The organism is Bacillus sp. BD59S (genome assembly GCF_007363175.1).
Classification (GTDB): Bacteria; Bacillota; Bacilli; order Bacillales; family Bacillaceae_G; genus Bacillus_A; species Bacillus_A pacificus.
Window position 1 is genome coordinate 1,606,435 of record NZ_CP034686.1, and the last position, 15,358, is coordinate 1,621,792.

Consider the following 15,358-nt stretch of genomic DNA (forward strand, 5'->3'; position numbering starts at 1 on the left):
AAAATGAAAAAGAAAAGAAGAAGATAAGACGAATTGCTTTGTATAGTTTTTCATATCATCCACTCCTTTTCATTTTGATTTGTAGTAAGTATATATCTTTTTGATTATACGAAAGAATCTGACTACTTATCAAGTATATTTTATATCTTTTTAATAAAAAGGTGTCAATGAAAAAGGAAAGAAAAATTTTCGAATTTTTTGTGACAAACTTGTAGGTTTTTGTATGATTTTGTAGGTTCCCCTATATGATGTGTGAGTAAGCTTTTTATAAATACTAAATGAAAGCGTTCGCATAAAGGGGATGAACATAAATGAAAAAATTCGGATTGGCAACACAAATTTTTGTCGCGCTTGTTTTAGGGATTGTAGTAGGGGCAGTCTTTTATGGCAATAAAACGGCGATTTCTTATATCACACCAATTGGGGATATATTTATTCACTTAATTAAGATGATTGTAGTACCAATTGTTATTTCTGCATTAATTGTTGCAGTAGCTGGTGTAGGAGATATGAAAAAGCTTGGGAAACTGGGCGGTAAGACAATTCTTTATTTCGAAATTATTACAACGATTGCTATTTTAATGGGATTACTCGCAGCGAATATATTCCAACCAGGTACTGGCGTTGATATGAATAACTTACAGCAAAGTGATATTTCTTCTTATAAACAAACAGCAGATGCAACTGAGAAGAAAGGTTTTGCTGATACAATTGTTCACATTGTACCGAAAAACGTATTTGAATCGATTGCACAAGGTGACTTATTACCGATTATTTTCTTCTCAGTATTATTCGGTTTAGGAGTTGCGGCAATTGGGGAAAAAGGAAAGCCTGTTTTTAACTTCTTTGAAGGTGTACTCGAAGCGATGTTTTGGGTTACAAATCAAGTTATGAAATTTGCACCATTTGGTGTATTCGCATTAATTGCGGTTACGGTTGCAAAATTTGGTGTAGCAACACTACTTCCTTTAGGAAAACTAGTGCTAGCTGTATACGTAACTGTTATACTATTCGTTGTGATTGTATTAGGTATTAATGCAAGAATGGTTGGCGTAAACATTTTTACATTAATGAAAATTTTAAAAGAAGAACTTATTCTTTCATTTACGACAGCAAGTTCAGAAGCTGTTTTACCTAATATAATGAGAAAAATGGAAGAGTTCGGTTGTCCAAAGGCAGTTGCCTCTTTCGTAATTCCGACAGGTTATACATTTAACTTGACTGGATCGGCTATTTATCAAGCGTTAGCGGCATTATTTGTTGCACAAATGTACGGTGTGCACATGTCACTGACAGAGCAAATAACGTTATTATTCGTTCTCATGTTAACATCCAAAGGTATGGCGGGAGTTCCAGGTGCATCGTTCGTTGTTGTATTAGCAACGTTAGGTTCAATGGGGTTACCACTAGAAGGTATCGCGTTAATTGCGGGAATTGACCGCATTTTAGATATGATTCGCTCATCTGTCAATGTATTAGGAAATGCATTAGCGGCCATTGTTATGTCGAAGTGGGAAGGCGAATTCGATAATGAGAAAGCAAAACAATATGTAGAAACAGTCAAAGAAACAAAAGCAGCATAAGAAATCGTTAAGGAGTGAATAATCATGGCAACATTAACTGAAGTTAAAAATGGTGTTCGAATTGAAAAAGATTTTTTAGGTGAAAAAGAAGTACCAAACTATGCATACTACGGCGTACAAACAATGCGTGCAGTTGAAAACTTCCCAATTACAGGATACAAAATCCATGAAGGTTTAATTAGAGCGTTCGCAATTGTAAAAAAAGCTGCAGCGCTTGCTAATACAGATGTAGGAAGATTGGAATTGAACAAGGGCGGCGCAATCGCAGAAGCTGCTCAAGAAATTCTTGACGGGAAATGGCATGATCATTTTATTGTCGATCCAATCCAAGGCGGAGCAGGTACTTCAATGAACATGAATGCAAATGAAGTCATTGCCAATCGTGCTCTTGAATTATTAGGAATGGAAAAGGGAGACTATCATTATATTAGTCCAAATAGTCATGTAAACATGGCGCAATCAACAAACGATGCATTCCCAACGGCGATCCATATCGCAACATTAAACGCATTAGAAGGTTTATTACAAACGATGGGTTATATGCACGATGTATTTGAATTAAAAGCAGAACAGTTCGATCATGTGATTAAAATGGGTCGTACACATTTACAAGACGCTGTGCCAATTCGTCTTGGACAAGAATTTAAAGCGTACTCTCGTGTACTTGAACGTGATATGAAACGAATTCAGCAATCACGTCAACATTTATATGAAGTAAATATGGGAGCAACTGCAGTTGGTACAGGCTTAAATGCAGATCCAGAATATATTGAAGCAGTTGTAAAACATTTAGCTGCAATTAGTGAACTACCACTAGTTGGTGCAGAAGACTTAGTAGATGCAACGCAAAATACGGATGCTTACACTGAAGTATCTGCAGCACTTAAAGTATGTATGATGAATATGTCTAAAATTGCGAATGACCTTCGCTTAATGGCATCAGGTCCACGTGTTGGCTTAGCGGAAATTATGCTACCTGCTCGTCAACCAGGTTCATCTATTATGCCAGGGAAAGTAAACCCTGTTATGCCAGAGGTAATTAATCAAATTGCGTTCCAAGTAATTGGTAACGACCATACAATTTGCCTTGCTTCAGAAGCAGGTCAATTAGAATTAAACGTTATGGAACCAGTACTTGTTTTCAACTTACTTCAATCCATTAGCATTATGAATAACGGTTTCCGTGCCTTTACAGATAATTGCTTAAAAGGAATTGAAGCGAATGAAGATCGCTTAAAAGAGTATGTTGAGAAGAGTGTAGGAATTATTACAGCCGTGAACCCTCATATCGGTTATGAAGCAGCAGCTCGCGTTGCGAAAGAAGCAATCGCGACAGGGCAATCCGTTCGAGAACTTTGTGTGAAAAATGGTGTACTGTCACAAGAAGACTTAGAGTTAATTCTAGATCCATTCGAAATGACGCACCCAGGGATTGCAGGAGCAACTCTTTTAAAGAAAAATTAAAAGAAGAGGGGGACAAGCCCCTCTTTTTTGTTTACAATATAGAAATGCTATATATGAATAGAGGTAGGGATGTTATGAGCAAGTTTACAGTAGCTTCTAATGGTTCATTAGAAACGACATTAAGAGGAGTAGAAGTATTATCAACACCACTTTTAAATAAAGGGGTCGCTTTCACGCAAGAAGAAAGAGAAGAATTAGGTTTAAAAGGGTTATTACCGCCAGCGGTTTTAACATTGGAAGAACAAGCACGCCGAGCATACGAACAATTTTGTTCTCAGCCTGATGATTTATTAAAGAATGTATACTTAACAGCGTTACATGATCGAAATGAAGTATTATTTTATCGTATTTTAACAGATCATTTACGCGAAATGTTACCAATCGTCTATACACCAACTGTAGGTGTAGCGATTCAAAGATATAGTCATGAATACCGTAAACCACGTGGTGTGTATTTATCGATTAACGATCCGTCAGGTATTGAAGAAGCATTTGCCAATATTGGTGCAACAGCAGAAAATATTGATTTGGTCGTTGTAACAGATGGAGAAGGTATACTAGGAATTGGTGACTGGGGCGTTGGTGGTATTAACATCGCCATCGGAAAATTAGCTGTTTATACAGCCGCAGTTGGAATCGATCCTAGCCGCGTATTACCGGTAATTTTAGATGTAGGTACAAATCGTGAAGAATTATTAGACAATCCATTTTATATTGGAAATCGTCACCCTCGTATAACAGGTGAAGCTTACGATGAATTTATTGATACATTTGTACAAGCGGTAAATAAGCAATTCCCGAAAGCACTTTTACATTGGGAAGACTTCAGTTCTCGTAATGCACGAAAAATCTTAGATAAATATCGTCATGATATTTGTACATTTAATGATGATATTCAAGGTACAGGTGCAGTTTCCCTTGCGGCTGTATTATCGGCAGTGAAAGCTTCAGGTGTACCGTTAAGTGAACACCGCGTTGTTGTATTTGGTGCTGGGACGGCTGGAATCGGTATCGCAGATCAAGTTAGAGATGCAATGGTCCGCGTAGGTGTATCAGAAGAAGAATCATATAAGCGTTTCTGGTGTATTGATCGTAACGGATTAGTTACAGATAATATGGAAGATCTTCTTGATTTCCAAATGCCGTATGCAAGAAAAGAAGCGGAAGTAAGTAAGTGGAAGCAAAATGATGTAATCGGACTTGCTGAAGTTGTGAAACATGTAAAACCAACAATTTTAATCGGTACATCAACGGTTGCAGGCGCATTTAAAGAAGAGATTGTTAAAGAAATGGCTTCTCACGTAGAAAGACCAATCATTTTACCGATGTCGAACCCGACGCCACTTGCTGAAGCAAAACCAGCCGATTTAATCGAGTGGACAGAAGGAAGAGCGTTAGTTGCAACAGGAAGTCCATTTGAACCAGTTACATACAACGGTGTAACGTATGTGATTGGACAATCAAATAACGCACTTATTTTCCCAGGTCTTGGTCTTGGAACAATTGTCGTACGTGCAAGCGTCATGACGGATGGCATGTTTGCAGCAGCAGCTGAAGCAGTTGCGAGCATGGTAGATACAAGTCAGCCAGGAGCACCTATTTTACCAGAAGTTGAAGAGTTACGTAATATCTCGGAAATGGTAGCAATTGAAGTAGCGAAAGTTGCTGTTGCAGAAGGTGTTGCTAGAGAGAACTTAAGTGATAACGATATCAAGATTGCAGTGAAAGAAGCAATCTGGGAGCCTGAGTATCGCCAAATAAAAGCGGTAGAAAAGGTTAGAATATAGAAATAAAGCCCGTTTATAAATATAAGCGGGCTTTCACTTTTATTACTGAAAAAAGAATATAGGAAGTGGCACCTTTGAATTGGAATCAATTATGGAAGAAAGACATATCCCTTTTAATTATATTAATGGTTGTTGTTCCGATTGCTGGAGAGCTTAATTTTCATCCGTTTAATGATACGTTTCGCGTTAGCTTTGGGACGCCGTTATTCTTCTTTTTATTACTATTTTTAAGAAGAATACCAGCAGGAGTTGCAGGTATTGTTGTTGGTATATGTGTAGTCCTATTCCGCGTATGTCTTGACTGGATCATGCAAGGTTCATTTCATATGACAGAATCATTTTATTTGCGTTATCCTGTGTTCTTCTATTATTTTATTTATGGCAGTCTTTTTTCACTTTGCAGGGTAAATAAGTTCCATCAGAAACCAATTATTATTGGATGTCTTGGAATTTCAATTGAAATTGTTGCAAGTATGTCGGAACTTGCGTTTTATCACATGTTAGTACTAGGTACAACAATAACAATTTCTGAAGTAAATAAACTCATCATTATTGCTATTTTTCGTAGTTTCTTTGCACTTGGCTTTTTAAATATGATGAATTTATATGAAACGAAATTAAAAGAATCACAAGTGCGAAAAGAAAATGAAAAAATGTTAATGCACTTATCCAATTTATATGTAGAATCTGTTCATTTGAAAAAAACGTTACAAAATGCAGAATTAATTACACAAGAAGCGTATCAATTATATCGAAATTTACAAGTAAGCAATCATTCGAATGGTAAAACAGCATTGAAAATAGCAGGAGAAGTGCATGAAATAAAAAAAGATAATCAAAGGATTTTTGCAGGATTATCTAAACTGTTATTAGATAAAAATGTGGCTGAGTACGTAGAAGGTCATGAGCTTACAGAAATGATTGTAAGAATAAATGAAAAGTATGCTGAAATGCTAGAGAAAGATATACGTTTTTCTAAACATATAGAAGGAGAGCATGCTGCATATCACGTGTATACAGTGCTATCAATTTTTAATAACTTAGTTGCGAATGCAGTTGAAGCAATTGAAGATAGGGGTGTCATTCGCATTAAGTTATATAAACGAGAGCAAAATGTAATCTTTGAAGTAATTGACGATGGCCCTGGTATTGTACAAAAGTATAAGAAATTAGTATTTAAGCCTGGGTTTACTTCGAAGTATGATCAAACAGGAACACCGTCCACAGGTATTGGACTTTCTTACATTGACGAAATGGTAACAGAGCTCGGCGGAGAAGTAAGGTTAGAAGACAATGAAAATGGGAAAGGGTGTAAGTTTATCGTTTGTTTACCGGGGTGCAGTTTAAAGCGGGAAGGGGAATAGGTTTGTATTATTATATTGTAGATGATGATGAAGTTTTCCGCTCGATGCTTTCGCAAATTATTGAGGATGGCGATCTTGGGGAAGTAATTGGAGAATCGGAAGATGGAGCGTTTATTGAAGCGGAACAGCTAAATTATAAAAAAGTGGATATTTTATTTATTGATTTATTAATGCCGATGAGAGACGGCATTGAAACAGTTCGCCATATAGCATCTTCATTTACTGGGAAAATTATTATGATTTCCCAAGTTGAATCGAAACAGCTCATTGGTGAGGCATATACACTTGGTGTGGAATATTATATTACAAAACCACTAAACAAAATAGAAGTAGTATCTGTTGTACGAAAAGTGATAGAACGTATTCGTTTGGAACGTTCTATATATGACATTCAAAAATCATTAAATAATGTGTTTCAGTGGGAAAAGCCGCAAATGCGTAGTGAAACAGTGCAAGAAGGGAAAAAGATATCAGATTCAGGACGCTTCTTACTATCAGAACTCGGTATTGCGGGAGAGAACGGAAGTAAAGATTTACTTAGTATGCTGGAATATTTAAATGGACAAGAAAAGGCGCAAACATTTGAATTTGGATTTCCTGCGTTGAAAGATATTTTTCACCAAATTACACTGAAAAAATTAGGGGAACTAGCTTCAGAGGCAGATATAGAAAAGGAGAGAAAAGCATCTGAACAACGTGTAAGAAGAGCGATTTATCAATCATTGAACCATTTAGCTTCTCTTGGACTAACAGACTTTTCAAATCCGAAATTTGAAAGTTATGCTCCGAAGTTTTTTGATTTCACTGTAGTTAGAAAACGGATGACAGAAATGACAAAGGATGGGGTAGCGACTTCTGGCCATATACGAATTAATACGAAAAAATTTATTCAAGTGTTGTATTTTGAGGCGAAACGACTGATGGAGATAGAGTGAAAAGGTGCTTATAAATAAGCATCTTTTTTTGTTAAATCAACATTTTATATTTTCTCGTTAAGCATGTAAAATGTTAAGTAAGAGAAAATGGTTTTACATTAAGGAAGTGTCAAAACAATGAGTTTTACATTAAATAAATCGATTATTAAAGAAGTATGTGGAGAAACCTCATATAAAAGAGGCGAAGCTTATTATAAATCAAATAAAGTAATCGTGAATTACTATGATGAAACGAAAGAAATTTGTGAGGCGACGGTAAAAGGGAACGAGGATTTCCATGTTACAGTAGAAAAAGCTAAGAAAGGTGATGTTGTTGCGAGATGTAGTTGTCCTTCGTTAGCATCTTTCCAAACGTACTGTCAACATGTTGCAGCTGTATTGATACAAATAAATTATAACCAGCAAACGGGTGGAATGGGCTCTGTTAGTAGCAGAAATGATCAATTAACAAACGGGATGTTTCAGTTGTTTGCAGATAAACCACTGAGGCCAAAAAGTAAACAACATCGGTTTGATACACGTGAAATATTAGATGTTGCGTTTATATGTTCACCAGTAGCGACGAAAAGCGGTGGGGCTCTTCTTGGAATTCAGTTAAAACTTGCGAAAACATATTTTATAAATCATATGAGAGAATTTCTTTCTAAAGTGGAGAAGAGAGAGACTTTTCATTGTTCCAATGAATTTACATATACGCCAGATGTACACAGTTTTAAACAAGAAACAGACGCGATTATACAACAACTCATTAAAATATATCATAATGAAAAAATGTATGAAGATGCACTAGAAGTACATGCGAAACAAGATGAAAGTATGATATTTATACCGCCAGCTTCGTGGAATGATATGCTCTCTGCACTTTCTAGAGCCGAGTATGTACAGCTGAAACAAAAGGAGCAACTGTTTCAGGGATTACACATTTCAAAAGGGTTATTGCCATTACATTTTGAGTTTACGAAAGGGAATAATGGCGGGTTTACCCTTCATATAGACGGTCTAAATCGTGTTCGAGTTATGGAGATGTATAACAACGCTCTTTACGATGGGAAATTATATCATTTACCTATGGAAGATTGTATGCGACTTATTGAATTACAAAAGATGATGAGTCGCTCAAATAGCAATCAGTTTTATATTCCTGAAAATAAGATGGAACATTTCGTAGCGAAAGTTGTGCCTGGATTAATGAAACTGGGAACAGTGCGCATTGATGAAGTAATATCCGATCGTGTTGAAACGCCGTCGTTAAAAGCAAAGCTGTATTTAGATCGAGTAAAAAATCGTTTGCTAGCAGGGCTTGAATTCCATTATGGAAACGTCGTGATTAATCCGCTAGAAGAAGACGAGCAACCTTCCGTTTTTAATCGTGATGAGAAAAAGGAAAAAGAGATTTTAGACATTATGAGTGAAAGTGCTTTTGCAAAAACAGAAGGTGGCTACTTTATGCATAATGAAGAAGCTGAGTATAACTTTTTATATCACATTGTTCCAACGTTAAAAGGTTTAGTTGATATTTACGCGACAACAGCAATCAAATTACGTATTCATAAAGGGGATACAGCGCCACTTATTAGAGTGAGAAGAAAAGAAAGAATTGATTGGTTATCATTTCGTTTTGATATAAAAGGAATACCGGAAGCAGAAATTAAAGGGGTATTAGTTGCTCTTGAGGAGAAACGTAAATATTACCGATTAGCGAATGGTTCTTTATTATCACTAGAGAGTAAAGAGTTTAATGAAATTAATCAGTTTGTAAAAGAATCAGGTATTCGAAAAGAATTTTTACATGGGGAAGAAGTGAATGTTCCGCTTATTCGGAGTGTAAAATGGATGAACGGACTTCATGAAGGTAATGTTTTAAGTTTAGATGAGTCTGTTCAAGATTTAGTTGAAAGCATTCAAAACCCGAAAAAATTAAAGTTTACAGTGCCACAAACTTTACATGCTGTAATGAGAGAGTATCAAGTATACGGATTTGAGTGGATGAAGACACTCGCCTATTACCGTTTTGGCGGTATTTTAGCAGACGATATGGGACTTGGAAAAACGCTGCAAAGTATTGCTTATATAGATTCTGTTTTGCCTGAAATTCGAGAGAAGAAGCTGCCTATATTAGTCGTTTCACCGTCCTCGCTTGTTTATAATTGGTTTAGTGAATTGAAAAAATTCGCTCCACATATTAGAGCAGTTATTGCAGATGGAAATCAGACAGAACGGCGAAAAATCTTAAAAGACGTAGCGGAATTTGATGTCGTCATTACGTCATATCCGTTACTGAGAAGAGATGTAAGGTCGTATGCGAGGCCATTTCATACACTATTTCTTGATGAAGCACAGGCGTTTAAAAATCCTACAACGCAAACTGCAAGAGCAGTGAAAACAATTCAAGCTGAATATCGTTTCGGACTAACGGGAACGCCTGTAGAAAATTCATTAGAAGAGCTATGGTCTATCTTTCATGTTGTATTTCCAGAATTATTACCAGGAAGAAAAGAATTCGGTGATTTAAGGCGTGAAGATATTGCGAAGCGCGTAAAACCGTTCGTATTAAGACGACTAAAAGAAGATGTATTACAAGAGCTTCCAGATAAAATAGAGCACTTACAGTCATCGGAGTTATTACCAGAACAAAAGAGATTATATGCTGCTTACTTAGCGAAATTAAGAGAAGAAACATTAAAGCATTTAGACAAAGATACGTTACGTAAAAATAAAATTAGAATTTTAGCTGGCTTAACGAGATTAAGACAAATATGTAATCATCCGGCTTTATTCGTTGATGATTACAAAGGGAGTTCAGCTAAGTTTGAGCAACTGTTAGACATACTAGAGGAATGTAGAAGTACTGGTAAGAGAATTTTAATCTTCTCTCAATTTACGAAGATGCTGTCCATTATTGGTCGTGAATTAAATCGTCAAGCAATTCCATACTTTTATTTAGACGGAAATACACCTTCGCAAGAACGTGTAGAACTATGTAATCGATTTAACGAAGGAGAAGGGGACCTATTCCTCATTTCTTTAAAAGCTGGTGGTACGGGTCTTAACTTAACGGGTGCCGATACGGTTATTTTATATGATTTATGGTGGAATCCAGCTGTTGAACAACAAGCAGCAGATCGGGCATATCGAATGGGGCAAAAAAATACAGTACAAGTTATTAAATTAGTAGCACACGGAACCATTGAGGAAAAAATGCATGAACTACAAGAGAGTAAGAAAAATTTAATCGCTGAAGTGATTGAACCAGGAGAAGAGAAATTATCATCAATCACGGAGGAAGAAATTCGAGATATTTTAATGATTTAATAAAGAAAGCTATGCCTTCAAATGTATGAGGGCATAGCTTTTTTGTTGTAATAATTATATTTTGTTTTGTACAAAGTAAAGAAATTAAATGTTATTTCAATTATTTCTTTGTACCTTTACTTTTGTATGGCTTTGCAGCTTTCTTTTTCTTTGCGCTTGATTGCCAACGGTTCCATCCTTTACTTCCTGTACCTTGTCCTACACCTTTTTTCGGTTTTGCTTTCGTTTTACTCATATAATCACTCCGTTATATAAAAATCTTATTTGATAATAGTCAATGATTTAGAAAATACTCTTTATAAATGACTATGTTTGTTTTAAGTAAAAACAAACTGCTTGAATGCTATAGTATATCATGAATTTGCAAGTAAACTGAAAGGAATTACAAAGAAAATGAAAATAATACGAAATACTGCGGATTCTATATTTCGGACGATTACATTAATTGTTGTATATATGTTAGTTTCTGTTAGTGAAACGTTTTTTGGAATCCCCAGACAAAAGAAGTAAAAAAGGTATATTGGAAACAATCAATAAAGCCGTAAAATAAAGAATTGAAAAATATTTTAAAACTTTTTGTTGACTTTATTTATTTTTTGTATAGAATAATCATTAATAAAATGTTTCAGAGATGTGACAACAAAACGACTATGAAAGGACGAGTAGTAGTAGGACGTAGTCTAAGCGAGTCAGGGGTGGTGTGAGCCTGATACGAAGCCTATTATGAAGAACCTCCTGGAGTTGCTAACCGAAATCCTTGAGAGGAAAGTAGACTTAGCCGGGAACTTCGCCGTTACAAGAAGAACAGTATCGAGATATTTCATCTCCGTATTGTATAAGTGAGCAACCTCTGTTGCTAATTTGGGTGGTACCGCGGAACCAAAGCCTTTCGTCCCAGTTTTTTGGGAAAGAAGGGCTTTTTTTGTTGGCTTCTTTTCACAACATCCAAACATTTTAGGAGGAAACCACCATGTATCAATCATTAATGACAGTAAGAGAGACTCAAATCGCAATTAAGGAAGTTAAAACATTTTTCGAGGATCAATTAGCAAAACGCCTTGAATTATTCCGTGTATCTGCACCATTATTCGTAACGAAAAAATCAGGATTAAACGATCATCTAAACGGTGTAGAACGTCCAATTGAATTTGATATGTTACATTCAGGAGAAGAATTAGAAATTGTTCACTCACTAGCGAAGTGGAAACGATTTGCACTGCATGAATATGGATATGAAGCTGGTGAAGGTTTATATACAAACATGAACGCGATTCGTCGTGATGAAGAACTTGATGCAACACATTCCATTTACGTTGACCAATGGGATTGGGAAAAAATCGTTCAAAAAGAATGGCGTACTGTAGATTACTTACAAAAAACAGTACAAACAATTTATGGAATATTCAAAGATTTAGAAGATCACTTATTTGAAAAATATCCGTTCCTTGGAAAGTATTTACCAGAAGAAATTGTTTTCATCACTTCCCAAGAACTAGAAGATAAATATCCAGAATTAACACAGAAAGATCGTGAACATGCAATTGCGAAAGAGCACGGTGCAGTCTTCATTATTGGAATTGGTGATGCACTTCGTTCAGGTGAAAAGCATGATGGACGCGCAGCTGATTATGATGATTGGAAATTAAACGGTGACATCTTATTCTGGCACCCAGTACTACAATCTTCATTTGAATTATCATCAATGGGAATTCGTGTTGATAGTAAATCACTTGATGAGCAGTTAACGAAAACAGGTGAAGACTTCAAACGTGAGTACGATTTCCATAAAGGTATTTTAGAAGACGTACTCCCATTAACAATTGGCGGTGGTATCGGACAATCAAGAATGTGCATGTACTTCTTACGAAAAGCACATATCGGTGAAGTTCAATCTTCTGTATGGCCTGATGATTTACGTGAAGCTTGCAAGAAAGAAAACATTCATCTGTTTTAATAGAAGAGAGAGAATAACTCAAAGAGTTATTCTCTCTTTTTTATTGTGTAAACGAGTGGTTTACAGCAGATTTTACCAATAGTTTCTTTCTTTTTCATCTCCCATTATGTCATAATTTGTTAAAGGAGGGGACGTTATGAGCTTAGGAGAGCAGTTAAAAAAACTACGAGAGTCAAAGGGATTTTCACAAGAGGATGTTGCTAAAAAGATTGGCGTGACGAGGCAGGCGGTATATGAATGGGAAAATGATAAAAGTTATCCGGATATTGATAATTTAATTTTACTAAGTGAAATGTACAATGTTACGCTCGATGAGTTAATAAAAAGGAATCAAAACATTAAAGAAAAAATACATATTGATGAAGAAGATGAGGATTTTGAGAAAGAGAACGAATTTGGTTTTTATATTGGATTTGGTTTGTTAATTATGAGTGCTTTCGTTGAATATGAAAAAATACAGGTGATTGTATTAGGCGTTGCATTATTCATGATGGTATTTTACTCAGATGTGAAGAAAGTTATTTTGAATGAATATAGATCGTTTTTTCATAGAAAAGAGCGATAAAATATAAAATGAGAAGAGTCAGTGATATTTCCTAGGAAAAGGTAAAGCGAATAATTAAATTATTTCATAATGATTTTTGGATGTTAGTGATATGTTAAAGAACTGTTTGGATAGAGTCTTGAAATCTATGTGTAAAATGAAAATATATTTTTAAAAACTCAAACAAGCATAACCACGTTCTGGAGTGAGGACGTGGTTAAAAATATAGTAGTTTCATTTATAATACATCAATTACTTGTTACCGAGTTCTTCCGCTAAACCGATTAAAATCCCTTCGGTTCCACGAATGTAGCAGAGACGGTAAGAGTTCTCGTATTGAACTACTTCACCAACGAGTTGAGCACCATGCTTAGTAGTAAGCCTAGATACCATTTCATCAATGTCTTCAACGGTGAACATGACGCGCAAATAACCGAGGGCATTGACAGGAGCTGTCCGGTGATCTCCTATAGCGGGCGGGGTAAGAAATCGCGAAAGTTCAATTCGGCTATGACCATCTGGAGTCACCATCATAGCAATCTCTACGCACTGCGAACCGAGTCCGGTTACGCGACCAGCCCATTCACCCTCTACAGTGGCGCGCCCTTCGAGTTTTAACCCAATCTCCTCGAAGAAAGAGATTGCATTATCAAGGGATTCTACAACGATGCTAACATTGTCCATTCTGAGTAATTTATTTTTTGACATTGTCTTTATCTCCTTATATGTAAAAGTGTATTATCTAATCATCTTCTTAATTATACTATTAAAAATTACAAATTCCTTTCAAACAAAAACACCTTGTCACAGTTTAGGAAAATATGACAAGGTGTTTTTAAGTATGTCATATAGTATCTTGTTAACAAACAATACCGAGACTTCCTTGCAAAAATATTTCTATCCTGTACTACATTAAATGATCCGATTGTTGTATAGAATTAATTGTATTTTTTTAATGACACATAAATTTTTTGTCACTCTATATAATGCAAACAGCTTTCTATTTTTAATAGGAAGGAAATAGATTCATATAATTTGTTTTAAGTAGTACCGCTGGAAATTAACTCATTTGTACTAAAGGCTCGATTTTCGCCATAAATGATTGATGCAGCGCCTCAACACCTGTCACTAAATGAAGGCGGTCAATAACGACAGACACTTTAATTTCTGATGTACTTACCATTTTAATATGAATATTTTCTTCTTTTAAAGTAGTGAACATATTCGCAGCAACACCTGGATTAGAGACCATACCAGATCCTACAATTGATACTTTTGCTAAATGATTTTCATATTCTACTGATTCATAGTGAAGTGCCTCTTGATTTTGTTCCAATACTTCTAATGTTTCTCTTAAATCATTAGAATGGATGGAGAAGGAGAGATGAACAGTTCCTTCATTTGTAATACTTTGAATGATGATATCTACATTAATATGTGCCGCTGCTAATGTAGAGAAAACAGTTGAAAGTGAACCTTGTTCTAATCCTTTCACTGTGATGCGTGTAATATTATCTTCAAATGCAATACCTTTAACGATTGATTGTTGTTCCATGTTACATTCTCCTTTTACAATTGTTCCGTTTTCTTGTTCCATACTTGAGCGAACTTCTAAAATGACATTATGATTTTTAGCAAACTCAACAGCACGCGGGTGTAATACACCAGCACCGAGGTTTGCAAGTTCTAACATTTCGTCATAAGAAATTTCATCTAATTTATAAGCATCTTTTACAACTCGTGGATCCGTCGTGTATACGCCAGTCACATCTGTGTAAATATCACATTTTTTTGCGTTTAGTGCAGCAGCTAATGCGACAGCAGTTGTATCAGAACCGCCTCGTCCAAGCGTTGTAATTTCAAAATCTTCACTGACTCCTTGGAAACCAGCTACAATAACAATCGTGCCTTTAGTAAGATAAGACTGAATTCGATCTGTATTAATTTCAGTAATCCGTGCACTACTATGTACAGATTCTGTCGTAATACCAGCTTGCCATCCTGTTAATGAAATCGCGTTATACCCTTTTGCTTGTAGTGCCATCGTTAATAATGAAATAGTTACTTGCTCTCCTGTCGATAGAAGCATATCCATTTCGCGTTTACTTGGATTTTCTGTAATTGCGTTAGCAAGTACTACAAGTTCATCTGTACTTTTTCCCATTGCTGAAACGACAGAGACGATACTATGTCCTCGTTCATATTCTTCAATAATTAAATTTGCTACATGTTGAATACGCTCAACACTTCCGACAGAAGTGCCACCAAATTTTTGTACAATCGTTTCCATTGCGAATTCCTTCTTTCATCCATTTTTAAGAATAGATTAGGACATATATAAATCCCAATATTCCTGTAGTTACCAGAGAAAAACAAAAAACACCATCTCAAATAAGTGAGGATGGTGCTGTTACA

Annotated in this window: 11 protein-coding genes and 1 other annotated feature; of the genes, 8 read left to right on the top strand and 3 right to left on the bottom strand. The window is 35.7% G+C overall.

The window, feature by feature from the left end; translation table 11 throughout:
- The first annotated feature begins 311 nt into the window (after window positions 1–311).
- From EKQ63_RS10370 to EKQ63_RS10395, 6 genes are all read left to right on the top strand, one after another.
- Window positions 312–1,583 (top strand): cation:dicarboxylate symporter family transporter, encoded by a 1,272-nt coding sequence (locus EKQ63_RS10370; protein WP_000713288.1) that lies wholly within the window; start codon window positions 312–314, stop codon window positions 1,581–1,583.
- Window positions 1,584–1,607: 24 nt separating this feature from the next.
- Entirely contained in the window at window positions 1,608–3,047 is a 1,440-nt protein-coding gene (aspA, locus tag EKQ63_RS10375; RefSeq protein ID WP_000224194.1) for an aspartate ammonia-lyase, read from the top strand.
- A gap of 74 nt (window positions 3,048–3,121) precedes the next feature.
- Complete coding sequence (malS, locus tag EKQ63_RS10380; protein ID WP_140421236.1) at window positions 3,122–4,834, top strand: oxaloacetate-decarboxylating malate dehydrogenase; 1,713 nt, start codon at window positions 3,122–3,124, stop codon at window positions 4,832–4,834.
- A 65-nt stretch (window positions 4,835–4,899) separates the two neighbouring features.
- A complete protein-coding gene (locus EKQ63_RS10385; protein ID WP_143881004.1) occupies window positions 4,900–6,198 on the top strand; it encodes an ATP-binding protein in 1,299 nt (432 codons plus the stop codon).
- A gap of 2 nt (window positions 6,199–6,200) precedes the next feature.
- Window positions 6,201–7,133 carry a response regulator gene (locus tag EKQ63_RS10390; protein ID WP_000291931.1) on the top strand — a complete coding sequence of 311 codons (933 nt, stop codon included), beginning with the start codon at window positions 6,201–6,203 and terminating at the stop codon, window positions 7,131–7,133.
- Between the two features lie 117 nt (window positions 7,134–7,250).
- On the top strand, window positions 7,251–10,445 hold the full coding sequence (locus tag EKQ63_RS10395; RefSeq protein ID WP_087994334.1) for a DEAD/DEAH box helicase: 3,195 nt from the start codon (window positions 7,251–7,253) through the stop codon (window positions 10,443–10,445).
- Between the two features lie 100 nt (window positions 10,446–10,545).
- Here EKQ63_RS10395 and EKQ63_RS10400 read toward each other — a convergent pair whose 3' ends face one another.
- Window positions 10,546–10,680, bottom strand: coding sequence for a DUF3934 domain-containing protein (locus tag EKQ63_RS10400; protein ID WP_000047591.1), 135 nt, complete (start codon window positions 10,678–10,680; stop codon window positions 10,546–10,548).
- A gap of 406 nt (window positions 10,681–11,086) precedes the next feature.
- Window positions 11,087–11,345: a binding site (T-box leader), on the top strand.
- 70 nt (window positions 11,346–11,415) lie between these two features.
- On the opposite strand from EKQ63_RS10400, the gene asnA reads away from it, so the two are divergent.
- Window positions 11,416–12,399, top strand: a complete 984-nt coding sequence (gene asnA, locus EKQ63_RS10410; protein WP_087953002.1) for an aspartate--ammonia ligase — start codon at window positions 11,416–11,418, stop codon at window positions 12,397–12,399.
- Window positions 12,400–12,535: 136 nt separating this feature from the next.
- Window positions 12,536–12,964 carry a helix-turn-helix domain-containing protein gene (locus EKQ63_RS10415; protein WP_087994333.1) on the top strand — a complete coding sequence of 143 codons (429 nt, stop codon included), beginning with the start codon at window positions 12,536–12,538 and terminating at the stop codon, window positions 12,962–12,964.
- 231 nt (window positions 12,965–13,195) lie between these two features.
- Here EKQ63_RS10415 and EKQ63_RS10420 read toward each other — a convergent pair whose 3' ends face one another.
- Both EKQ63_RS10420 and EKQ63_RS10425 read right to left on the bottom strand, forming a co-directional pair.
- Window positions 13,196–13,651, bottom strand: coding sequence for a VOC family protein (locus EKQ63_RS10420; protein ID WP_087953001.1), 456 nt, complete (start codon window positions 13,649–13,651; stop codon window positions 13,196–13,198).
- A gap of 352 nt (window positions 13,652–14,003) precedes the next feature.
- Window positions 14,004–15,233, bottom strand: coding sequence for an aspartate kinase (locus EKQ63_RS10425; protein ID WP_087994332.1), 1,230 nt, complete (start codon window positions 15,231–15,233; stop codon window positions 14,004–14,006).
- Between the last annotated feature and the right edge of the window lie 125 nt (window positions 15,234–15,358).

Excerpts from the sequence above, each read along its gene's own strand:
- EKQ63_RS10370 (WP_000713288.1), top strand. The coding sequence starts at position 312 with ATGAAAAAATTCGGATTGGCAACACAAATTTTTGTCGCGCTTGTTTTA.
- aspA (WP_000224194.1), top strand. The coding sequence starts at position 1,608 with ATGGCAACATTAACTGAAGTTAAAAATGGTGTTCGAATTGAAAAAGAT.
- malS (WP_140421236.1), top strand. The coding sequence starts at position 3,122 with ATGAGCAAGTTTACAGTAGCTTCTAATGGTTCATTAGAAACGACATTA.
- EKQ63_RS10395 (WP_087994334.1), top strand. The coding sequence starts at position 7,251 with ATGAGTTTTACATTAAATAAATCGATTATTAAAGAAGTATGTGGAGAA.
- EKQ63_RS10400 (WP_000047591.1), bottom strand. The coding sequence starts at position 10,680 with ATGAGTAAAACGAAAGCAAAACCGAAAAAAGGTGTAGGACAAGGTACA.
- asnA (WP_087953002.1), top strand. The coding sequence starts at position 11,416 with ATGTATCAATCATTAATGACAGTAAGAGAGACTCAAATCGCAATTAAG.
- EKQ63_RS10415 (WP_087994333.1), top strand. The coding sequence starts at position 12,536 with ATGAGCTTAGGAGAGCAGTTAAAAAAACTACGAGAGTCAAAGGGATTT.
- EKQ63_RS10420 (WP_087953001.1), bottom strand. The coding sequence starts at position 13,651 with ATGTCAAAAAATAAATTACTCAGAATGGACAATGTTAGCATCGTTGTA.
- EKQ63_RS10425 (WP_087994332.1), bottom strand. The coding sequence starts at position 15,233 with ATGGAAACGATTGTACAAAAATTTGGTGGCACTTCTGTCGGAAGTGTT.